At 72.3% G+C, this 20496-nt stretch carries 21 protein-coding genes; 10 read left to right on the top strand and 11 right to left on the bottom strand.

The features are described 5' to 3' along the window. Positions 1-33: 33 nt before the first annotated feature. Together VT52_RS09220 and VT52_RS09215 are read right to left on the bottom strand one after the other, a co-directional pair. Positions 34-645, bottom strand: a complete 612-nt coding sequence (locus tag VT52_RS09220; protein WP_046416768.1) for a CBS domain-containing protein — start codon at positions 643-645, stop codon at positions 34-36. Between the two features lie 59 nt (positions 646-704). Then, positions 705-1163: a Crp/Fnr family transcriptional regulator gene (locus VT52_RS09215; protein ID WP_046416627.1), complete on the bottom strand. Its 459-nt coding sequence runs from the start codon at positions 1161-1163 to the stop codon at positions 705-707. 497 nt (positions 1164-1660) lie between these two features. On the opposite strand from VT52_RS09215, the gene VT52_RS09210 reads away from it, so the two are divergent. After that, a complete protein-coding gene (locus VT52_RS09210; RefSeq protein WP_046416625.1) occupies positions 1661-1954 on the top strand; it encodes a hypothetical protein in 294 nt (97 codons plus the stop codon). Positions 1955-1992: 38 nt separating this feature from the next. On the opposite strand, the gene VT52_RS09205 is transcribed toward VT52_RS09210, so the two are convergent. The 4 genes from VT52_RS09205 to VT52_RS09190 all read right to left on the bottom strand — a co-directional run bounded on the left by VT52_RS09205 (position 1993) and on the right by VT52_RS09190 (position 4696). Then, positions 1993-2355 carry an STAS domain-containing protein gene (locus VT52_RS09205; RefSeq protein ID WP_046416766.1) on the bottom strand — a complete coding sequence of 121 codons (363 nt, stop codon included), beginning with the start codon at positions 2353-2355 and terminating at the stop codon, positions 1993-1995. A gap of 61 nt (positions 2356-2416) precedes the next feature. Beyond that, positions 2417-3355, bottom strand: a complete 939-nt coding sequence (locus tag VT52_RS09200) for an ADP-ribosylglycohydrolase family protein (protein WP_046416624.1) — start codon at positions 3353-3355, stop codon at positions 2417-2419. A gap of 21 nt (positions 3356-3376) precedes the next feature. Next, positions 3377-4312 (bottom strand): M56 family metallopeptidase, encoded by a 936-nt coding sequence (locus VT52_RS09195; RefSeq protein ID WP_046416622.1) that lies wholly within the window; start codon positions 4310-4312, stop codon positions 3377-3379. Positions 4313-4318: 6 nt separating this feature from the next. After that, positions 4319-4696, bottom strand: a complete 378-nt coding sequence (locus VT52_RS09190) for a BlaI/MecI/CopY family transcriptional regulator (RefSeq protein WP_046416620.1) — start codon at positions 4694-4696, stop codon at positions 4319-4321. Positions 4697-4855: 159 nt separating this feature from the next. On the opposite strand from VT52_RS09190, the gene VT52_RS09185 reads away from it, so the two are divergent. The 4 genes from VT52_RS09185 (at position 4856) to VT52_RS09170 (ending at position 9240) form a co-directional block, all read left to right on the top strand. Then, positions 4856-5440 (top strand): TerD family protein, encoded by a 585-nt coding sequence (locus tag VT52_RS09185; protein WP_046416619.1) that lies wholly within the window; start codon positions 4856-4858, stop codon positions 5438-5440. Positions 5441-5541: 101 nt separating this feature from the next. Further along, positions 5542-6684, top strand: a complete 1143-nt coding sequence (locus VT52_RS39380) for a TerD family protein (RefSeq protein ID WP_046416618.1) — start codon at positions 5542-5544, stop codon at positions 6682-6684. Between the two features lie 155 nt (positions 6685-6839). Beyond that, positions 6840-7202: an ArsR/SmtB family transcription factor gene (locus VT52_RS09175; RefSeq protein ID WP_046416616.1), complete on the top strand. Its 363-nt coding sequence runs from the start codon at positions 6840-6842 to the stop codon at positions 7200-7202. Positions 7203-7503: 301 nt separating this feature from the next. After that, positions 7504-9240 (top strand): LCP family protein, encoded by a 1737-nt coding sequence (locus VT52_RS09170; RefSeq protein ID WP_240509697.1) that lies wholly within the window; start codon positions 7504-7506, stop codon positions 9238-9240. A gap of 11 nt (positions 9241-9251) precedes the next feature. Here VT52_RS09170 and VT52_RS09165 read toward each other — a convergent pair whose 3' ends face one another. Next, complete coding sequence (locus VT52_RS09165) at positions 9252-10121, bottom strand: class II glutamine amidotransferase (RefSeq protein ID WP_046416614.1); 870 nt, start codon at positions 10119-10121, stop codon at positions 9252-9254. A 223-nt stretch (positions 10122-10344) separates the two neighbouring features. On the opposite strand from VT52_RS09165, the gene VT52_RS09160 reads away from it, so the two are divergent. Beyond that, complete coding sequence (locus VT52_RS09160; RefSeq protein ID WP_240509696.1) at positions 10345-10848, top strand: lamin tail domain-containing protein; 504 nt, start codon at positions 10345-10347, stop codon at positions 10846-10848. A gap of 80 nt (positions 10849-10928) precedes the next feature. On the opposite strand, the gene VT52_RS09155 is transcribed toward VT52_RS09160, so the two are convergent. Then, entirely contained in the window at positions 10929-11822 is an 894-nt protein-coding gene (locus VT52_RS09155) for a TIGR01777 family oxidoreductase (protein WP_046416612.1), read from the bottom strand. A 230-nt stretch (positions 11823-12052) separates the two neighbouring features. Here VT52_RS09155 and VT52_RS09150 point away from each other — a divergent pair, with 230 nt between their 5' ends. The 4 genes from VT52_RS09150 (at position 12053) to VT52_RS09135 (ending at position 16858) form a co-directional block, all read left to right on the top strand. Next, positions 12053-12718 carry a ScbR family autoregulator-binding transcription factor gene (locus VT52_RS09150; RefSeq protein ID WP_046416611.1) on the top strand — a complete coding sequence of 222 codons (666 nt, stop codon included), beginning with the start codon at positions 12053-12055 and terminating at the stop codon, positions 12716-12718. Between the two features lie 102 nt (positions 12719-12820). Next, entirely contained in the window at positions 12821-13660 is an 840-nt protein-coding gene (locus VT52_RS09145) for a class I SAM-dependent methyltransferase (RefSeq protein WP_046416610.1), read from the top strand. Between the two features lie 183 nt (positions 13661-13843). Beyond that, positions 13844-16000, top strand: a complete 2157-nt coding sequence (locus VT52_RS09140) for an MMPL family transporter (RefSeq protein WP_046416609.1) — start codon at positions 13844-13846, stop codon at positions 15998-16000. A 144-nt stretch (positions 16001-16144) separates the two neighbouring features. Next, positions 16145-16858 (top strand): LmeA family phospholipid-binding protein, encoded by a 714-nt coding sequence (locus tag VT52_RS09135; protein ID WP_206306471.1) that lies wholly within the window; start codon positions 16145-16147, stop codon positions 16856-16858. Between the two features lie 124 nt (positions 16859-16982). Here the strand turns inward: VT52_RS09135 and VT52_RS09130 are convergent, their stop codons facing one another. The 3 genes from VT52_RS09130 to VT52_RS09120 form a co-directional block, all read right to left on the bottom strand. Next, positions 16983-17330 (bottom strand): hypothetical protein, encoded by a 348-nt coding sequence (locus VT52_RS09130; RefSeq protein ID WP_046416607.1) that lies wholly within the window; start codon positions 17328-17330, stop codon positions 16983-16985. After that, positions 17327-19015 carry an aa3-type cytochrome oxidase subunit I gene (ctaD, locus tag VT52_RS09125; RefSeq protein ID WP_046416606.1) on the bottom strand — a complete coding sequence of 563 codons (1689 nt, stop codon included), beginning with the start codon at positions 19013-19015 and terminating at the stop codon, positions 17327-17329. The genes VT52_RS09130 and ctaD overlap by 4 nt, the downstream gene beginning before the upstream one ends. Before the next feature lie 179 nt (positions 19016-19194). Next, complete coding sequence (locus VT52_RS09120) at positions 19195-20394, bottom strand: mannosyltransferase family protein (protein WP_079174948.1); 1200 nt, start codon at positions 20392-20394, stop codon at positions 19195-19197. Positions 20395-20496 lie beyond the last annotated feature (102 nt).

Below are 20496 nucleotides of genomic sequence, written 5' to 3'. Positions count from 1 at the left end.
GACCGCGGGAGTACGAGGTCTCTCTGGCGGTGCTCAGCCCTCCGCCAGATGGCAGTCCACCCCCACGACGCCCTCCACCCCCCGCACCATGCGCACCGCGAGCGGGATCCGCGTGCCGTCCGTGACCTTGCCGGTCAGCGTCACGACCCCGTCGACCACCACGACGTGCACCGGCTCCACCGGCGCCGGGAACAGCACGTCCAGTACCTCACGCCGGATCTCGTCGGCCAGTTCCCGGTCCTCGCGCAGGAACACCTTGAGCAGATCGCCCCGGCTGACCACACCCTCCAGCACCCCCTCCGCGGTCACCACCGGCAGCCGCTTGACGCGCTTGAGCGCCATGATGCGCGCCGCCTCGGCGAGTGTGGCGTCCGCGTGCACGGTGACGGCGGGCGTGCTCATCAGGTCCTCGGCGCTCACCCCGCCCGCCTTCGCCAGATCGCCCAGCCGGCGCCGCTGGGTCGTCCGGTCGGGATCGCTGTCCCGGAACTCCTCCTTGGGCAGCAGATCCGCCTCGGAGACCACGCCGACCACCCGTCCGTCGCCCTCCAGGACCGGCAGGGCGCTGACGTTCCACTGCTCCATCCGCGCCACGATGTCCTTGAAGAGGGCCGTACGCCCCACCGCCACCGCGGCACGCGTCATCACGTCGCCGACCCGGCTCGGGCCCCCGGTACGGGCCTCCTCGGCGGGCTGCCGGGCGGTCACTCGACGCCCCCGCTGCCGTAGGGCGCGTAGAGGTCGAGCAGCCGGATCCGGGAGGCGTGCAGCCGCTGGGCGACCACGCGGCCGACCCAGAGCGCGATCGCCCGCCCGAACTCCGGGTCCTCGTCGCACAGCGCGAGCACGGCGGCGGCGTCGAACTCCCAGGCGCGCACCGGGCTCGCCGCCTCGCCGCCCAGCTGCCAGATGTGCGGCGGGAAGTGCCAGGACCAGCCGATCAGTTCGCCGTGCCCGAGGGTCTCGATGACGGCGGGCCGGCGGCCGGGTACCCGCAGGTCGAGAGCGATCGTGCCGGTGCGCACGATCCAGAAGCGGTCGGCCCGCCGCCCCTCCTCGAACAGCCGGGTGCCGGCCTCGAAGGAGACCTCGTGGGCGAGGCTCATCAGCCGTTCGCGCCGCACGGGGTCGAGCGCCGTGGTCATGGTGGTGGCGGACGTCATCGCACCGGCTCCCTTCGTGGGGTGGTGATCCCAGAGTGGGCGCGTCCGCCCGGCGCCGCCACAGGTCGCCCGGTCCCGGGCGGGGGTCTTTCGGCCCACGCGCGGGGCGGGCGGGGGCCGGGGCGGGCACCCACGGCGCCCGGCATCCGGCGTAGGCGTACCGCGGACGGGGGAGCGCGGATACGGGCGCCGTGGGGAACCGCGGCGGACTCGGGTCGAAGAGGGCGGGAAAAGCCACCCGCTTCTCGCGGATCCGGATTGCGCGGTGCGCGGCTCGCGGCCGCTTCTCCGCGTCTCAACGGCTCTTCCCGCCACTACCAGCACACCACGAGAACCGCCGGCGCACCACCGCCGTCCGGCGGCGGGGCGCTCCCACGGGGGCCGTACGGCCCCAGCCGTTCCCCGTCCCGATGACGCACCATGGAAGGCAAGCGCAGGGGGATATGAACACGCGAACCCGTCAGGGGGGCGTGAAGCGGAGAAGAGAGGCTGAGAGCATGGTCTTCGCATCCTGGACCACCCCCGGGGTCTTCACCGGCCGGGGCGGCGCCCGCACCGTGGAGGCGGGCATCCTCACCGGCGACCTGACCGTCCACACCACCTGGGACGGCCGCAAGGCCGATGTGGCGGTGCAGTACAGCGGCACCTCCCAGTGGTTCACGCTCAGCGGCAGCCCGGTGCCCTGCCGCTCCGAACGCGCCAGCCGGGACCTGCACCAGGAGGTCGTCGAGTCCGTCAGGGCGGGCGCCGCGGCCACCGTCCCCGAGTTCCACCAGACGGCCACCCCGTAGCGGCGCACCGGTCCGGTACGCCGCCACGGCGGCCGGGGTCAGGCGTCCAGCGCCGCGTCCACGCTCGGGTAGCAGTGGATCAGGCCGGTGAGCCCGACCATCTCCAGGGTGCGCAGCACCGGTCTGCGCACCCCGGCCAGGCGCAGCCAGCCGGCCGGCTCGTGCGCCTGGTGGGCGGTGATGAGGACGTTGATGCCGCTGGAGTCCATGAACCCCACTCCGGCGAGGTCGGCGACCGTGCGGGGGGTGTCCGTCGCGGCCGCGGGCATCAGCGCGCGCCGCAGGACCCCGGCGGTCCGGTGGTCGACCTCGCCGGTCACCGTGACGACGACGGCCCCGTCCATGGGCGCCCGGCCGACCGCCAGCCCGCCCGGCTCCAGTGGTTCGTCGATCCTCGCCATGTCCGTCACGCGCACCTCGACCCTGTCCGAAGCTTCCTCGAATTCCCTGCCCGACCCCCGCTCACGGGCCGCCTGCCCCGATTTCCCCGGACGATGCCCCGCCGGTGCCGCCCGGCAGCGGCTCCCGGCGCTCCAGCCAGGCGCGCGGTACGGCCGCCACCCCGGTGCGCGCGGCCACGATGCCTCCGGCGATGGCACAGGTCGTGTCCACGTCGCCGAACCCCTCCGCCGTGGCCCACAGGGCGGACACCAGGTCGCCGGGGTGACGGGCGGCGCACCACACGGCGAACGGCACCGTGTCGTCGGCGCGGATCCGCTGCCCGTTGCCGAGCAGGTCCGAGGCGCGCCACGGCTCGGTGGCGAAGGGCACCTCGGCGGCGCGGGCCAGCCCGTCGCGGACCGGTCCGTCCGGGGTCAGGGCCATGACGTCGGCGACGGTCAGCCCGGCGCGTACGGACAGCGCGGCGGCGACCGCCACGGCGACCGCTCCGGCGATGCCGTCGGGGTGGGCGTGGGTGACCTCCGCGGAGCGCGTCGCCTCCGCGACGACCCGCGGAAGGCTGCAGTGGAAGAACGCGCCCAGCGGCGCCACCCGCATTGCCGCCCCGTTGCCGAGACTGCCCTCGCCGCCGAACAGCTCGCGTGCGAACTCTCGCCATCCATCCGGCAGTTCGAGCAGCCGAGGCAGCAACTGGTGCATGCCGTGGCCGTATCCGCGGGCGGGATCGGCGGCATAGCCGAGCGCGAACGACAGGGCCAGTTCGCGCGGGCGGATCTCGCCGTGTTCGTCCAGCACCCGCAGCACGGCGAGGGCCATCGCGGTGTCGTCGGTCCAGTGCCACGGTGACTCCTCGGGAGCCTGCCGGGCCCCTATCTCCCGCCGGGCCCGGCGAGGTTCGCGGAAGAGCGGGAACCAGCGTTCGCCGAAGGCGTCGCCGAGCGACAGGCCCTCCAGGCTGCGGCGGGCGGCGGCACGGTCCGTTGTCGCGGTGACGGTCATGGTCCCGATTCTGCCCGCCGGTCACAGCGGTGCGGCGGCGTGCAGCAGAAACGCCAGGGTGAGCGCCGAGTCGGCCGAGAACATCGCGGACAGGGCGGCCCCGGTGGCCGCGGTCCACACCGCGAGACCGGCCGCCGTGAACAGGGACGGCCAGGCGCGGGCGGCGGGCTCGGGGCCGAGGAGCGCGGCGACCCGGCGGGGGAGCGGCCCCGGCGCGGCGAGCGCGGGCAGCGTCGGCGCGGGCGCGGGGCCGGCGGCGGCCAGCGCCGCCCTGCCGATCGCGTGGGCCACCGCCCGGCGGCTGCCCACGGCCCGCGCGGCCTCCTCGTCCGCCCACCGCTCCGCGGAGTACGCCACCGCCGTGCGCAGCGGCAGCAGGAACGGGTTGGCGCGGGCGGCGAGTCGGACCAGCAGCAGGTGACGGTGGTGCCGGGCGGCGAGATGGGCCCGCTCGTGCGCGAACAGCGCGCGGCGCTCCCGCGCGGCGAGCGAGCCCAGCATCCCCGTGGACACCACGATCCGGTCCCGCCGCCCGCCCGGCAGCGCGTAGGCGTACGGCGCCCGGTCCGCCAGCACGGCCACCTCGGTGCCCGGTAATCCGGCGAGCGCCCGGTGGGCCCGCCGCCGTACCCGTACATGACGCGCCAGGGTGCGGCCGCACGCGGCGAGAACGGCGAGCAGCGCGGGAATCGCCGCCTTGCCCACGATCTCGTGCCGGGGCACGCTCTCGCGGACCTCCGGATCGGACCAGCCGGCCGGCAGCGGATCGCCGGGCAGTTGGGCGGTGCCGACCACCATCAGCAGAGCCAGGCACACCGTGCTGCACAGCGCCATCACGGTGGACACCGACGTCAGCAGCACGGTCGCGGTGCGCGGGTGCAGCCGCTGCCCGGCCAGCCGGGCGATCGGCCAGGCGGTCAGTGGCAGGACCAGGGGCAGGAAGACGAGGATTCCCATGCGCGCTCAGTCGTCGCCGGGTTCCAGCAGCGCGCGCAGCAGCCGCTCGTCGCCCTCGGGCAGCGCGGTGATGAAGCTGGCCAGCACCGCGTGCCGGTCCTGCTCGCCGTCCAGGACCCGGCGCATCTTCAGCGCGGCGAGGCCCGCCTCGTCCGCGGCCGGCAGCCAGACGAAGGAGCGTCCCTCGCGCCTGCGGGTGACGGCGTTCTTCGCCAGCAGCCGCCCCAGGACGGTCATCACGGTCGTATAAGCGAGCCCGGCGGCCAGGTGGTCGCGCACCCAGCCCGCGGTCACCGGGCCGCGGGCCTCGTGCAGTGCCCCGAGCACCCGTGTCTCCAGCGCCCCCTGCGCCCTGCGCCGGTGGTGCGCGTCCGGCTCCGCCACCCGCGTCCTCCCTTCCTGGCTGCCGCCCGACGTGCCTCAACCCTTCGTGCCGAAGGGGCGTCACATCGTACAGAGCGGACGTGCGACGGCTTTCTTCTACAGTGTTGTAGATTCGCACCGGCGAACCGGTGAGGGCGACGAGAGCAAGGGAGCGGACCCGTGTCGGTCAACCTGAGCAAGGGTCAGCGGATCAGTCTCGACAAGGCGGACGGCGGCGCGCTGGACGCCGTACGGATGGGCCTGGGCTGGCGGGCCGCGCCACGCAAGGGGTTCCTGGCCAGACTGGCCGGCGCCCGGGAGATCGACCTGGACGCCTCCGCCCTGCTGTTCGCGGGCGGGCGGCTCGCGGACGTCGTCTTCTTCCGCCATCTGGCCAGCGACGACGGCTCGGTACGACACCTCGGCGACAACCTCGTCGGCGGCGCGGGCGCCGGGAGCGACGACGAGGTCATCCTGGTGGACCTGGCGCGCGTGCCCGGACATGTCGACCAGATCGTGTTCACCGTCAACTCCTTCACCGGGCAGACCTTCGGCGAGGTGCAGGACGCCTTCTGCCGGCTGGTCGACGAACGCACCGGCGCGGAACTCGCCCGCTACACCCTCAGCGGCGGCGGCGCCTGGACGGCGCAGATCATGGCGAAGCTCCATCGCGCCGGCACCGGCTGGCAGTTGCAGGCCCTCGGTGAACCGGCCTCGGGCCGCACCTTCCAGGACCTGCTGCCCGCGATCAGCGCGCACCTGTGACCCTTCTTGATCAAATCATTGCGCGAGCGCGGAACCGGTGACGGGCGGAACACGTTGATCATCATGGACGCGGACTTTCGCGGTGGCTCTGGAGGACATGCATGAGCACGACCCTGACCAAGGGCGGCAACGTGTCGCTGAGCGGACTGGCCCCCGGCCTGACCGCCGTGACGGTCGGGCTGGGCTGGCAGGCCGGCACCGGCTACGAGCCGGACGGCAGCGCGCTGCTGTGCGACGCCTCGGGCCGGGTGCTCTCCGACGAGCACTTCGTCTTCTTCAACAACCCGAGCAGTCCGGACGGTTCGGTCCGGCACGACGGCCAGGGGCGCCCCGCCGGCGAGGACGACCAGCGGATCCGGATCGACCTCACCCGGCTCCCGGACGCCGTGGAGAAGGTCGTCTTCCCGGTCTCCCTGTACGACGCGGCGGCCCGCGGCCACACCTTCGGACAGGTGCGGCGCGCCCACATCCGCGTCCTGGACCAGGACGGCGACACCGAACTGGCCCGCTACGAGGTGACCGGCGGCGCCCTCGGGCACGAGACGGCGCTGGTCCTCGGCGAGCTGTACCGGCACGGCGCGGGCTGGAAGTTCCGCGCCGTGGGCCAGGGTTACGCCGCCGGCCTCGCGGGCATCGCGGGCGACTACGGGGTGACGGTGCTGGGGGAGGCGACGGCGCCCGAACCGGCTCCGTACAAGGCTCCGGCCGCGTCCGGACCGGTGCCCCGCCGGGCTCCGGCCCCGTCCGCCGCTCCGCCGCCGGTCCCCGCCCCGCCGCCGCGCGCCCCCGTGTCCGCCGTGTCCCCGCATCCCACCGGGAGTTCTTCCATGACCTGTTTCTTCGACCCCAACCACGGCCCCGGTGTGACGACCGTGACCTGGTCCCCGCAGTGGGGCGTGCCCCGGCCCGTCCAGACCTGCGGCGGCTGCGCCCAGCGGGTGCAGACGACGGTCCCGCCCTTCTACACCCCGCCCCAGCAGGGCTACCCCCAGCCGGCCGCGCCGGGCTACCCGCAGCAGGGCTATCCCCAACAGGGCTATCCGCAGCAGGGATACGGGCGGCCGTACGACGACCGTTCGCACGAGTACCACCACCACCACGACCACGAGGAGCGCGGCGGCCGCCGGTTCGGCACGGGCGCGCTGATCGGCGCCGGCGCGGCCGGACTCATCGGCGGCGCGCTGCTGAACGAGGCGTTCGACGACGACGAACCGGACGTCGTCAACAACTTCTACGAGGACTGACACCCGCCCCGCGCCTCTCGCACCGCCCCTCGTACGGCGCGCCCGTGCCTCCGCGGCGGCCCGCTCCCGGTCCCGGCCCGCCGCCGGGGCCGGACCCCTACACTGGGTCGGCGCATACGCGCCGGCCGAGCTGAGGGCGTGGACGGGAGAAGACCGTGACGGACAACGCCGGGGGGTACGACGATCCGCCCGCCGAGGTGCTGACCGAGGCCGCCGCCGCGTTCGGACTGCTCGCCTCCGCCGCCCGGCTCCATCTGATGTGGGCCCTGTCGCAGGGTGAGAGCGATGTCACGCACCTCGCCGGCCGGGTGGGCGGCGCCCTGCCCGCGGTCAGCCAGCATCTGGCCAAGCTGAAGCTCGCCGGGCTCGTCCGCTCCCGCCGCGAGGGGAGACGCCAGATCTACTACATCGACGATCCGGACGTGGTGACCCTCGTGCGCGCGATGGTCGGGCAACTGACGGCCCGCGCCCGGCACACCGCCGCCCCCGTTCACCGGCTGCACGGGATCGGCGGCTGAGCGTCACCGGCCCTCCCGACCGCCGGGGCACCCGGCCCGGGTAAGAGCGCCCGCCTGTACGCTCCGCTCACAGACGGGGCGCGTAGACTCCGGCTGCCGTACCACCCCGCCCAGGCTCGTCGGTGCGATGAGATGCCTCACCTGTGAATCTCGTGTGCATCCCTGCTGTTCCGGGGCGTTTGTTTGTTAGATTGCGCAACTACGCAATCGAGGTGGGGCGGCACGTCACCGCCTCGTACACCACCGCGCATGCCAGGCCGCAGTGTCGACGGCCCGGCCCGACCGTTCAGGGGAGTGGGAGATGAGCGACCCGTGGGACGGGCAGGCCGGCCAGGCCACCCGCCGCCGTGACCGGCGGGTGCCCGGCCAGCGGGCCCCCGAGGAGGACGCGGCACACGCCGAGGCGGCACCTTCCGAGGGCCGGCCCCAGGGCGGCCGTGCCGCGGCCCGCGCTGCCGCCCGCTCCCGCGGCGCGAAGCGCGCCCGCAGGGGCAGGGCCCGCCCGGTGCCGCGCGCACGGCGCGTGCTGAAGATCGCCGCGATATCGCTGTCGACGCTCATCGTGGTCACCGCCGGCGCCGGCTGGTGGTTCTACGACCACCTGAACGGCAACATCCACAGCCTCTCCCTCGACGGCAAGGGCGGCACCGAGAAGCCCGACGCCTTCGGCCGCACCCCGATCAACATCCTGGTGATGGGTTCTGACGGGCGCACCACCGCGGCGGACTGCAAGCTCGGCGGCGGCTGCTCCCACACCGGTGTGCAGACCGGCAGCAACGCGGACGTGGAAATGGTCGTGCACATATCCGCCGACCGCTCCAACGCCACCGTGATGAGCATCCCGCGCGACACCATGACGCAGGTCCCGGCCTGCAAGAACCCCGAGAGCGGCCAGTCCACGGCGGGCTACTTCGGGCAGATCAACAGCGCCCTGCAGTACGGCCCCGCCTGCCAGGTGGAGACCGTCCACCAGCTCACCGGCATCACCATCGACCACTTCGTCAAGCTCGACTTCTCCGGCGTGGTCAAGATGTCCGACGCGGTCGGCGGTGTCCCCGTGTGCGTCAGCGACAACGTCTACGACACCTACTCGCACCTGAAGCTGTCCAAGGGCACCCACACCCTCAAGGGCGTCGCGGCCCTGGAGTTCGTGCGCTCCCGGCACGGTTTCGGCGACGGCAGCGACCTCGGCCGCACGATCTCCCAGCACATCTTCCTCAGCTCGATGATCCGCAAGTTCAAGAGCGCGGGCACGCTCACCGACCCCGGCGCGGTCTACGACCTCGCCGACGCCGCCACCAAGGCGCTCACCGTGGACAACGGCCTCGACACGGTGAAGAAGCTGATCGGGCTCGCCTCGGACGTGAACAAGGTCCCCACCAAGCGGATGACCTTCACGACCATGCAGACGGCTGCCGACCCGGCCGACGGCAACCGTGTGGTGGTGGGCCCCGGCGCCAAGACGCTGTTCGCCACCATCGCGGACGACCAGTCCCTGACCACCGGGTCCGGCAGCAAGAGCGCGGCGGCCTCCGCCACCAAGAAGGCCACCACGCCGAGCGTGCCCGCCGCGCGGATCGCCGTGACGGTCGAGAACGGCACCTCCGTCACCGGCCGCGCCTCCGCCATCGCCACCGCGCTCACCGACCAGGGCTTCAGCTCCGGCACGAGCACGGCCAACGCGCCGAGCCCGGCGGCGACCACCACGCTCACCTACGGCGACGGGCAGAAGGGCGAGGCCCAGACGGTCGCCAAGGCGCTCGGACTCTCCGGCTCGCACCTCAAGCAGGGCACCGGCAGCGGACTGACCCTGGTCATCGGCGGCGACTGGACGACCGGCACCACCTTCCCCGGCGGCTCCTCCGGGCAGCCCGCCGACACCAAGACGGCGGTCTCCAACGCCCACGCCTCCACGGCCGACCAGGCCAAGACGTGCGCCAAGGTCAGCCAGTACAAGACCGTCAGCCTCAACGGGGTGTCCATGACGCCGCCCGAGGCGTACGCGGAGGCCAGGGACAAGCCGGACTCGGACTCCTGACCCCCGGCGTCTCACGAGGGACGCTGCGAGGCGGCCGCGTCGGGGCGCAGGTCGGCGAGAGTGAGCGGATGCGCCGGCGGGTCGGGCAGCGCGATACGGGACGTGACGCCGAGGTCGCGGCCCACACGCAGCAACTCGCCGGGTGCCAGCGGCCGCCAGTGCGGGCTCTCGTCCAGGGGCTCGCTGGCCACGACGACGGACGACAGTCCGGCCAGCGCCGCCGAGTGCACCCGCAGCCGTCCGTGCCGGCCGGTGTGGTCCAGATGACGTGACCGGTGATGGCCGCCCGCGGGCCGCTCCAGGACGTACAGCTCATGGGTGTCCGGATAGCGCAGCGCCCACAGTTCGCCGGCCGTGACGAGGATGACGTTCAGCGCGAACAGCGGCAGGTTGCCGGCGACCCACCGCGCCGCGGTCACCAGTCCGGCGGACACGTCACCGCCGTTCGCCTCGGTCTCCCGGGTGACGAGGGCGAAGAACCGCTCGGAGTCGGTGTCCCCGTGCACCAGGGCGCGGTCCTCGCCCAGGTGACGGTCGAGCAGATCGAGCCCCTCGATCACCCCGTTGTGCGCGAACAGACGGCCGCGCTGCTCGAAGGGGTGCGTGTTGCGTGCGTCCAGGCCGCCCGTCGAGGCGTACCGGATGTGCGCGAGGAAGGTGGCCGACTCCACCTCCCGGGCCTCCTCGGCGAAGGCCCGGTCCTCGTAGGCGGCGATCGGCGCCTTGTGCACCTCGGGCGTGCCGTCGGCCCTGTAGAACCCGAGGCCGGTGCCGTCCGGCTCGCGGTGGCTCTGCACGCTGAGGCTGTCGGGTGCCTCCAGCAGCCAGAAGGTGGCACGGGTGCGCCGGGGGGCGCTGGTCAGGCCGAACAGACGGCACACGGGGTCCTCCGAGCGGACGGCGTCCTCCGAACAAAAGGTCCATTCGTTCATACCCAAGGCAAAGGGAAGATACCGGTAAGAGGGAGTAAGAGTCATGGGAACCTGAAGGAACCGCAATGCATTTCGTTTTCCACACGGAATCCCCTCGAAGCGCTGCACAGTGTGGGGGTGCGGTCACTCGGCCGTCACCAGCACTACGCATCATGTACAAAGGGGGACCTCTGTGTCCGTTTCTGTTCGCACGACCGTCCGTCGGCTGAGCGCCGCCACCGCCGTGGCGGCGGCCGTGGTCGGTGCCGCCGCGCTGCCCGCCGCGGCCGCCGGCCACCACTCGGGCCGCTCGCACGGCGTGGTGTACATCAGCAATGTGCGGTACGGCAGCACGGGTCGGGGGGCCCGTAACAACGTCGCCCTGAACAAGCAGTGGGTGGCCGTCACCAACGACTCGCGCCGGGCGGTGAACCTCAGCGGCTGGACGCTGTCGGACGCGGCCGGGCACACCTTCACCTTCCACCACTACTCCCTCGGCGCCCGCGCCACGGTCCGCGTCCACACCGGCATCGGCCGTGACACCAGGTCCGACCTGTTCCAGGACCGCCGCTCCCAGGTCTGGGACAAGTCGGACACCGCCAAGTTGCGCAACGACCGCGGCCGCCTGGTCGACCAGGTCTCCTGGAACCAGCACCGCGTCACGGGCCACCCGCGCCAGGGCGGTGGCCGCCACTGAACGCTGACCGGCTGAGGTGAACGGCGCGGGCGGTGCGCGGCTCTCGAAGCCGGCGCACCGCCCGTCGCCGTGACGGTGGTTCAGAGCACCGACCGCAGAGCCTGTTCGAAGGTGGGGTGACGGAAACCGAAGCCCGTCCTCGTCAGCGCCGCCGGAACGGCACGGGTGCTGCACATGAGGGTCGTCGCGAACTCCCCGAGCGCGGCGCGGAGCGCGAAGGCGGGGGCGGGGACGACGGCCGGGCGGTGCAGGAGACGGGCCATCACCCGGGTGATCTCACCTTCCGGCAGGGGCTCGGGGGCCGTGAAGTTGACCGGCCCCGACAGGGCGTCGGTGTCGAGGGCGAAGCGCAGCGCCGCGATGTGGTCGGTCAGCGAGACGAACGGCCAGTACTGCTCCCCGGACCCGATCCGCCCGCCCAGCCCGAGCCGGAACAGCGGCATCATCCTCCCGAAGGCCCCGCCCTCGCCCGCGACCACCAGCCCGGTGCGCGGATGCACCACCCGGATCCCCGCCTCCCGGGCCGGGTCGGCCGCGGCCTCCCAGTCGACGCAGACGGATGCCAGGAAGTCGTCCCCGGCCGGCGCGCTCTCGTCCACGATCCGCTCACCGGTGTCCCCGTAGTAGCCGGTGGCGGACGCCGACACGAGCACCCGCGGCGGCACGTCGGCGCCGGCGCACGCCCGCGCGATCGCCCTGGTCCCCCGTACCCGGCTCTCCCGGATCTCCCGCTTGTACGAAGCGCTCCACCGGCGGTCCCCGACCCCGGCCCCCGCCAGGTGCACCACCGCGTCCACCCCCTCCAGCCGCACCCCGTCCCCGGCCGGACCCCAGCCCACCGCCTCGCTGCCGTCCCCCGGATCGCGATCCGCCCCCTCCCGGACGAGCCTGACGACCTGATGCCCGTCCTTTGCGAGGGAACGGACGAGGGCGGAACCGATGAGCCCGTGGGACCCGGTGATCGCGACGCGCATGGCGTCCTCCTGGGGCGGCGATGGGGTGCGGTGTCTCCCCAGATTCAAACCCGGACCGACCCGGTTCGCGGCGCACGCCAGGTGTTTTCCCCGGCGAGTTCCCGGACACCGTGTCCCCGTCCCGCCCCTGGTGTCCCCGTTTCCCCGACAGCCCGCGGGGACCCGGTGGCAGAAAGGCCGTGGGGTAGGGTACGGGCTTATTGGTTTAACGTTCAGCTTGAGGAGGGTCCATGGCTCGGCAGGAGCGAGCTGTGCGGACCCGACGGGCTGTGCTGGAGGCCGCCGCCGGGGTGTTCGCCGAGCGTGGCTATGCCGCGGCGACCATCGCCGAGATACTGAACCGGGCCGGTGTCACCAAGGGCGCGCTCTATTTCCATTTCGACTCCAAGGCGGCCCTGGCCCGGGGTGTGCTGGAGGAGCGGATATCGGCCGAGTACCACGTCCCCCGGGAACTGAAGCTCCAGGAGTGGGTGGACGCGGGGATGACCCTGGCCGACCGGCTGCCGCGTGAGCCCCTGCTGCTGGCCGCGGTCCGGCTCTCGGCCGACATCCAGGGGCGGGACGTCTTCGGCAGCGCCTGGCCGGCCTGGGCCGGACTCACCGCGTCGTTGCTGGCGGAGGCCAGGGCCGGCGGCGAGGTGCTGCCGCACGTGGTGCCGGAGGAGACCGCCCAGGTCTTCCTCGGGGCCTGGATAGGGGTTCAGTTCGTCTCGCAGGCCGTCGCCGGCTGGGCCGATCTGGACGAGCGGATGTCGGCGCTCTTCGGCCATCTGCTCCCCGCGATCGCCGTCCCGTCCGTCCTCGTCCGCCTCGACACCGCCCCGGACCGCGGTGCCCGCGTGATCGCCGAGGCCCGGCGCCGGTCACAGGCCGCGCTCGCCGGCGCCGCCGGCTGAGACGTCACGGCCCCGGGTCGCCCGCCGGCCGGACCGGCCCCGGCCCGAGCCGCTCCACCCGCACCCCGTCACCCGAACCACCGCCGCTGGAAGGGCTGTCACATGACCTGGGAGTGGGACGAGACCCTGTTCGCCGGAGCCGCCGAGCACTACGAGCGCGGCAGACTGCCGTACGCGCCCGGTCTGGTGCCCCTGCTCGCCGGGGCGCTGCCCGCCGACGGCCGGGGCCGGCTGCTCGACGTGGGCTGCGGTCCGGGCACCGTCACCGTCCCGCTGGCCGCCCTGTTCCATGAGGCCGTCGGCATCGATCCCGACCCGGGGATGATCCGCGCGGCCGAACGCCGGGCCACCGCGGCGGGGGCGGCCGCGCGGACCCGCTGGGTGCGGCTGCGTGCCGAGGAACTCCCCGCCGGACTCGGTGTGTTCGACGCCGTGGTCTTCGCGCGGTCCTTCCACTGGACCGACCGCGCCCGGGTGGCCGGCACCGTCCGCGCGATGCTCCGGCCCGGTGCCGCGCTGGTCCACCTCGCCGACCTCAAGGGCGAGCCCCGTGTGACCGGGGGATCGCCGTACCCCGCCGTGCCCCACGAGGGCATCACCGCGCTGGTCGGGAGGTACCTCGGGCCGGTCCGCCGCGCGGGCCGCGGGCTGCTGCCCCGGGGCACGCCCGGGGACGAGGCCCGGATCCTGGCACAGGCGGGCTTCCTCGGACCCGAACGCCATGTCGCCCCCGGCGGCGGGATGCTGGAGCGCACCGCCGACGACGTCGTCGCCTGGACCTTCTCGCACTCCTTCGCCACCCCGCACCTCTTCGGCTCCCGCCGGGACTCCTTCGAGGCCGACCTGCGCGGGCTGCTCGCGGAGGTCTCCCCGGCGGGGCGATTCGCCGAGCGGGCTCCCGGTACCGAGGTGTTCATCTGGCGGAATTCCGGACCGGTTTGATCCGCTTGGGGCGTGGTACAGACCACCGGGAAATCATTGCGAAAAACGTATCGCCGGTCACTACGATGTGATCCCTAAGACAATCATTAGATCGGCCTGGCGGACTGGGCCGGTCGGGGTCGCCGATGCCAGGGACCGCTCCCCGGGCTGCGGTGATCTTCCTTCACAGGAGGACCCTCCCGCATGTTCCGACGTATTGGCGCCGCCGTCGTCCGGCATCCGGTCTGGACGATCGTGGCATGGCTGATCGCCGCGGTGGCGATCGTCGCCACCGCCCCAGGCCTGCCCTCCAACAGCGACGAGAGCAGTTTTCTGCCCAAGAGTTACGAGTCCATCCAAGCCGCGGAGCTCCAGCAGAAGGCGTTCCCCAGCGCCTTCACCCCGTCCGCGATCGCGCTCTACCAGCGCTCGGACGGCGGCCGGCTGACCGCCGCCGACCAGAAGGACATCGCCCGGATCACCGACGAACTGGGCAAGAAGAAGATCGACCAGGTACAGAAGGTGGTCCCCGGCCCGCCGTCGAAGGACGGCAGGTACTCCCTGACCCTGGTCCAGATGGACAGCAAGAACGCCGGCCAGCCCAAACAGGCCGACGCGGCCAAGACGTTGCGCGCCGACGTCAGGCAACTGGCCAAGGGCACCCATCTCGACGTCAGACTGGGCGGATCCGCCGCACAGGCCCTCGACCAGCAGGACTCCTCCAAGCGCGGCCAGGCGCTGATCGGCATCGGCACCTTCGTCATCATCCTGGTGACCCTGCTGATCATCTTCCGGGCGCCGATCCTGGCCGTCCTGCCGCTCGTCCTCATCGGCCTGGTCTCGGCCGTCGCCAACGGGCTGATCGCCTACGCCACCAAGCTGTTCGGACTCCAGGCCAACAGCTCGATCTCGTCCATCCTGATCGTGGTGCTCTTCGGCGTGGGCACGGACTACTTCCTGTTCCTGATGTTCCGCTACCGCGAACGCCTCAGGGCCGGTGACGAGTCCAAGGAGGCCATGATCAACGCGGTCGGCCGGGTCGGCGAGGCCATCGCCTCGGCCGCCGGCGCGGTCATCATCGCCTTCCTCGCGCTGGTCCTGTCCACCCTCGGCTTCCTCAAGCAGATGGGCCCCGCGCTCGCCATCGCGGTCGCCGCCACCCTGGTCGCGGGCCTCACCCTGATCCCGGCCGTGGTCTCCCTGATCGGACCCAAGGTCTTCTGGCCCTCCAAGTCCTGGCAGAAGGAGCCGGAGAACGCCCGGTTCGCCGCGCTCGGCCGGGCGGTGCGCCGCCGGCCGGCGCTGACCGCCGTCGCCTCCGGCCTCGTGCTGCTCGCGCTGTCGGTCGGCACGCTCGGCTACAAGGCGACCTTCGACCTGGCCTCGGGCTCGATGCCCAAGACCCAGGAGTCCATGGTCGTCCAGGACCGGATGCAGCAGGCGTACTCCGCGGGTGCCGCCGCGCCCACCGACGTCTACCTCTCCAGCACCGACGGCAAGCCGCTCGACGAGAGCGGATTCACCGCCTACGCGCACAAGCTCGGCGCGGTCGACGGCGTCGCCAGCGCCCGGATGAGCCAGCTCGACAAGGACGGCAGGACAGCGGACTTCACCGTCACCCTCAAGTACGAGGCGTCCACGGACCAGGCGATCGAGGCCGTGCAGCGGGTACGCGACACCGCCCACGCGGAAGCGCCCGCCGGCACCGAGGCGCTGGTCGGCGGCATGTCCTCGATCTACAAGGACATCGACACGGCGGTCAACCACGACTACCGCACGGTGTTCCCCGTCGCCGCCCTGCTCATCATGGTCATCCTCGGTCTGCTGCTGCGCAGCGTCGTGGCGCCCTGGTACCTGATGGCCTCGGTGGGGCTCGGCTTCGGCGCCACCCTCGGCGCCACGGTGTGGATCTTCCAGAAGGGGGAGGGGCACTCCGGCCTGATGTTCATGCTCCCGGTGATCATGTACCTCTTCGTCGTCGCCATCGGCACGGACTACAACATCCTCATGATCGCCCGGCTGCGGGAGGAGGCCCGCGAGGGCCGCGATCCGCGCGAGGCGGCGGGCCAGGCCCTGCGGCACGCCGGACCGACCGTGGCCGCGGCCGGCTTCATCCTGGCGGCGACCTTCGCCACGATGATGCTGGCCGGCAACGCGCTGCTCACGGAGATGGGGTTCGCGGTCTCCTTCGGCATCGCGGTCGCCGCGTTCGTCATGGCGATGTTCTTCACGCCGAGCCTCACCGCGCTCATCGGCCACGCGGCCTGGTGGCCGGGCCACGGCGACCGGGCGGCGGAGAGCACCGGCACCGGCCCGGTGCGGGCCGCGGACGACCGTGATCCGGCGGCCCACGGCCGCTGACACCGGGCACCGTTCCACGGGGGCACACCAGGGCACTGACCCCGGTGTGCCCCCGCTGCCTGCGGCGGACCGCCCGTGGTGCATGATCAGGAGCGCACGCGCGGAGCGTGCGGTCCAAATCCACGCACCACAGGGGGAGTTGCGATGAGCCGAAGATGGGTGAAGGTGCTGGCGATCACGGTCGTGATCCTGGCCGTCCTGTTCACCGCCGCCGACCGGGTCGCCGTGCACTACGCGGACAAGGAGGCCGCCCGGCTCGCCGAGCAGAAGTACGGCTACGGCAACTCCACGGACAGCAGCGTCGACGTGTCGATCAAGGGCTTCCCCTTCCTGACCCAGGCGTTCGCCCGGGACTTCGACGACGTCGCCCTGACGGCCGAGAACTTCACCCTCTCCACCACGAGCAACGCGCAGGGCGGCTACCTGAACGTCGAGCGGCTCCGGCTCGACCTGCACGGCGTCACGGTGACCTCGCCGGCCACGCGCAGCGCCGAGGCGAACCTGGTCACCGGCACGCTGACCCTGTCGTACGACCAGCTGTCCGGCGTGCTCACGCGGTTGGCCGGCACCGGCGGTCCCGTCAAGGTGTCGCAGGCGCCGGGCTCCAGCGGCCAGGCGGCGCGGGTCAGGATCAGCGGCACCGTGGCCGGCCGGCCGGCCGACGGCACCGGCACACTGCTCGCCCAGGGGAACGAGATATCCCTCGACATGCCGGGCAGCGAACGGGCCGCGGCCACCTGGCGCGTCGAACTCCCGGAGAACGTCGGCTTCAGCGCCGCCCACGCCACCCCGGACGGCGTCCGGATCGACATGATCGGCCATCTGGTCAACCTGGGCAGCTCGCGCTTCTCCCGCTGACCGGCGGGGGGACCGCGGCGGCGTGCCGGGCCGGTTCCGCCGGAGCACCCGAAGACGGCGCGTGTTCCGCGTCATCGCGGGCTGCCGCGCCGCGACCGGCCCCTCTCGGGGAGGGGCGGCTCCCTCAGCGAAGCAGCAGCGTCACCGCCGCCGCCAGCCCCGCGCACACGCCCAGCGTCCAGCCCACGCACCGGCGCCGCAGCTCCCGGTACCTGTTCTCGTACTCGGCGCGCAGCGAGGTGCAGCGGGTGGCGACGCGTTCCAGGTCCTTCCTGGCGCGGCGCAGGGCGTCCTCGACGTAATGCCGCTCGATCTCCGTGCGCTGGGCGGTCGTCAGCCAGTCCATGGGCCGCGCGAACTCCCGGGCCCGCCCCTCGGCCTCCGCGACGCGGGACTGCCAGAGCAGGTAGCCCTCCACCGCGTTGGCCAGTTCCCCCTCGGCGGCTCCCTGCCGCAGACTCGGGTCGCTCATACCACGCCTTGCGCCTCGGCCTCGGCCAGGGCGATGTCCGGGTGGTGCAGGTCGAACGCCGGAGCCTCACTGCGGATCCGCGGCAGGGTCAGGAAGTTGTGACGCGGGGGCGGGCAGGAGGTCGCCCACTCCAGCGAGCGGCCGTAGCCCCACGGGTCGTCCGCCCCGACGGGCACTCCGAACCGCGCCGTCTTCCAGACGTTGTAGAGGAAGGGCAGCATCGACAGGCCGAGCAGGAACGAACCGATCGTCGATACCGTGTTCAGCGTGGTGAACCCGTCGGCGGCCAGGTAGTCGGCGTACCGGCGCGGCATTCCCTCGGCGCCCAGCCAGTGCTGCACCAGGAACGTGGTGTGGAAGCCGACGAACAGCGTCCAGAAGGTGATCTTGCCGAGCCGCTCGTCCAGCATCTTGCCGGTGAACTTGGGCCACCAGAAGTGGAAGCCGGCGAACATGGCGAACACGACCGTACCGAAGACCACGTAGTGGAAGTGCGCCACCACGAAGTACGAGTCGGAGACGTGGAAGTCCATCGGCGGCGACGCGAGGAGCACTCCGGTCAGACCGCCGAAGAGGAACGTGACGAGGAAGCCCGCCGACCACAGCATCGGTGTCTCGAAGGACAGGGAGCCCTTCCACATGGTGCCGATCCAGTTGAAGAACTTCACGCCGGTCGGGACCGCGATCAGGAAGGACACGAAGGAGAAGTAGGGCAGCAGGACACCGCCGGTGACGAACATGTGATGGGCCCACACGGTGATGGACAGCCCCGAGATGGAGATCGTCGCCGCGATCAGGCCCATGTAACCGAACATGGGCTTGCGGGCGAAGACCGGGATGATCTCGGAGACGATGCCGAAGAACGGCAGCGCGATGATGTAGACCTCGGGATGGCCGAAGAACCAGAAGAGGTGCTGCCACAGCAGCGCCCCGCCGTTGGCCGAGTCGTACACGTGGGCGCCGAACTGGCGGTCCGCCTCGACGGCGAGCAGCGCGGCGGCCAGGACGGGGAAGGCGAAGAGCACCAGGACAGCGGTCAGCAGTACGTTCCATACGAAGATCGGCATGCGGAACATCGTCATGCCCGGAGCGCGCATGCAGACGATCGTGGCGATGAAGTTGACCGAGCCGAGGATCGTCCCGAAGCCGGACAGGACCAGCCCCATGATCCACATGTCGGAGCCGACGCCGGGCGAGTACACCTCGCTGTGCAGCGGGGCGTAGGCGAACCAGCCGAAGTCGGCCGCGCCGTCCGGGGTGAGGAAGCCGCCCACCGCGATGAGCGAGCCGAACAGGTACAGCCAGTAGGCGAGCATGTTCAGACGGGGGAAGGCGACGTCGGGGGCGCCGATCTGCAAGGGCATGATCCAGTTGGTGAAACCGGCGAACAGGGGTGTCGCGAACATCAGCAGCATGAGCGTGCCGTGCATCGTGAACGCCTGGTTGTACTGCTCCTTGGAGACGATCTGCAGCCCCGGGCGGGCCAGTTCGGCACGCATGACGAGCGCCAGCACACCACCCACCAGGAAGAACGTGAACGACGTGATGAGGTAGAGGGTGCCGATCGTCTTGTGATCGGTGGTCGTCAGCCACTTCACCACGACATTGCCGGGCTGCTTGCGCCGCACCGGCACCTCGGTGTCGTAGGTGTCGGCCGGCCCCTTGGGCTCGTTCAGAATGCTCACAGCTGGTACGCCTCCCGGCGCTCGCAGGTTCGCCGACGTCAGTCATCCGACATCCTTGCGGCACCGGGCCGGCGGCCGGAGCCCTCGGCGGCCGGGACACGGCCGAACGGCTGACGCTCGCACCCGAACGGAGCATCCGGACACCCCGTTCGGAGCAACCGGGGCGGCGGTCAGGGCGCTCAGGGGGAGTGGTTGGCGAAGGTCACCAGATACGTGCCGTAGAGCAGCGAGAATCCGGCGAGGCACCCGCACAGCCTGCGGGTGGTGTCGGGATCGGTGCGCCACCGGTGGACCAGCCACTGTGCCGCGGGGATGAGCAGCGGGAACGCCGGCAGCAGGAAGCGCGGCTTGGACTCGAAGGGGCCCGAGACCAGCACGACCGGCAGCAGCAGCGCGGCGGTGTACAGCAGCAGCGCCAGGGGGACGCGCTCCCGGCACAACCGGACGAACAGGTACACGCCGACCGCCACGACCACCAGCGCCACCGGGTAGATGATGCCGTCGGTGAGCGGCACCGTCGCCAGGAAGCGGAGGGTGCCCAGGCCCCCGTCGAAGCGTGACTTCCAGGCGCTCTGCACCTGGAAGTAGCCGTGCAGCAGGGAGCCCGTGCGATGCCCCACCAGCAGCAGGTACGCCGTCCAGCCGAGCGGGGCGGCCAGGGCGCCGGCCCACAGCCCGAGCGGTACGCGGCCCCGCCGCCGCACCACCTCGATGGCGGCCACGCCGAGGACGGCCGCGGCGGCGGCGTAGCCGTTCGGCCGGGTCAGGCCCGCGAGTGCGGCGAGCGCGCCGGCCGCCGGCCAGCGCTCGTCCAGCAGGGCGTACAGGCACCAGACGGCGAGCGCGACGAACAGCGGTTCGGTGTAGGCGAGGGTGAGGACGACCGAGTGCGGCAGCACGGCCCACAGGACGACCATCGCGGTGGCGACCGCGCGGCCGTACAGCCGGTGCCCGATCGCGTAGACGCCGACGGCCGCCAGCGCGGTGGCGGTCCAGGCGATCAGCAGCGCCGCCACGCCCGGGGTCAGCGGGGGGACCTGGTCGAGGGCCCGGACCAGCCCCGGGTAGAGCGGGAAGAACGCCCAGTCGGTCTGCACCGCGCCGGATTCCGTGATGTGCATCCGGGTGCCGTAGCCGTGCGCGGCGATGTGCAGGTACCAGACGGAGTCCCAGGAGTGGGCCAGGCCCTTGAGTATCGAACGGCCGGTGAGCAGGTTCACCACCACGACCAGGATCGCCCCGGCCAGCCGGACGGCACCGAAGAGGACGAGCGCCCGCCGGACGCCGGGCGGCCACGTCCGCCGCTCGTGCTCTTTCGGGGGCGGACCGGGCCGTTCGAGGGCGGAGGCGGTTCGGCGCTGCGGGGAGAACGTACTCACCCCCCGACCTTGGTCGGAGCCGGATGTCCGCGCAATGGGACCACGCCGGTCAATCGCTTCTGGCCTGATTTATCCGCTGGTCAGCAACGCGGCGCACCTTCG

Origin of the sequence: Streptomyces malaysiense (assembly GCF_000980885.2) — a bacterium.
Taxonomy (GTDB): domain Bacteria; phylum Actinomycetota; class Actinomycetes; order Streptomycetales; family Streptomycetaceae; genus Streptomyces; species Streptomyces malaysiense.
The sequence above is the reverse complement of the archived record's forward strand: the minus strand, read 5'-3'. Positions and strand labels throughout refer to the sequence as shown.

Excerpts from the sequence above, each read along its gene's own strand:
- VT52_RS09220 (WP_046416768.1), bottom strand. The coding sequence starts at position 645 with ATGACGCGTGCCGCGGTGGCGGTGGGGCGTACGGCCCTCTTCAAGGAC.
- VT52_RS09215 (WP_046416627.1), bottom strand. The coding sequence starts at position 1,163 with ATGACGTCCGCCACCACCATGACCACGGCGCTCGACCCCGTGCGGCGC.
- VT52_RS09210 (WP_046416625.1), top strand. The coding sequence starts at position 1,661 with ATGGTCTTCGCATCCTGGACCACCCCCGGGGTCTTCACCGGCCGGGGC.
- VT52_RS09205 (WP_046416766.1), bottom strand. The coding sequence starts at position 2,355 with ATGGCGAGGATCGACGAACCACTGGAGCCGGGCGGGCTGGCGGTCGGC.
- VT52_RS09200 (WP_046416624.1), bottom strand. The coding sequence starts at position 3,355 with ATGACCGTCACCGCGACAACGGACCGTGCCGCCGCCCGCCGCAGCCTG.
- VT52_RS09195 (WP_046416622.1), bottom strand. The coding sequence starts at position 4,312 with ATGGGAATCCTCGTCTTCCTGCCCCTGGTCCTGCCACTGACCGCCTGG.
- VT52_RS39380 (WP_046416618.1), top strand. The coding sequence starts at position 5,542 with ATGAGCACGACCCTGACCAAGGGCGGCAACGTGTCGCTGAGCGGACTG.
- VT52_RS09170 (WP_240509697.1), top strand. The coding sequence starts at position 7,504 with ATGAGCGACCCGTGGGACGGGCAGGCCGGCCAGGCCACCCGCCGCCGT.
- VT52_RS09155 (WP_046416612.1), bottom strand. The coding sequence starts at position 11,822 with ATGCGCGTCGCGATCACCGGGTCCCACGGGCTCATCGGTTCCGCCCTC.
- VT52_RS09150 (WP_046416611.1), top strand. The coding sequence starts at position 12,053 with ATGGCTCGGCAGGAGCGAGCTGTGCGGACCCGACGGGCTGTGCTGGAG.
- VT52_RS09145 (WP_046416610.1), top strand. The coding sequence starts at position 12,821 with ATGACCTGGGAGTGGGACGAGACCCTGTTCGCCGGAGCCGCCGAGCAC.
- VT52_RS09140 (WP_046416609.1), top strand. The coding sequence starts at position 13,844 with ATGTTCCGACGTATTGGCGCCGCCGTCGTCCGGCATCCGGTCTGGACG.
- VT52_RS09135 (WP_206306471.1), top strand. The coding sequence starts at position 16,145 with ATGAGCCGAAGATGGGTGAAGGTGCTGGCGATCACGGTCGTGATCCTG.
- VT52_RS09130 (WP_046416607.1), bottom strand. The coding sequence starts at position 17,330 with ATGAGCGACCCGAGTCTGCGGCAGGGAGCCGCCGAGGGGGAACTGGCC.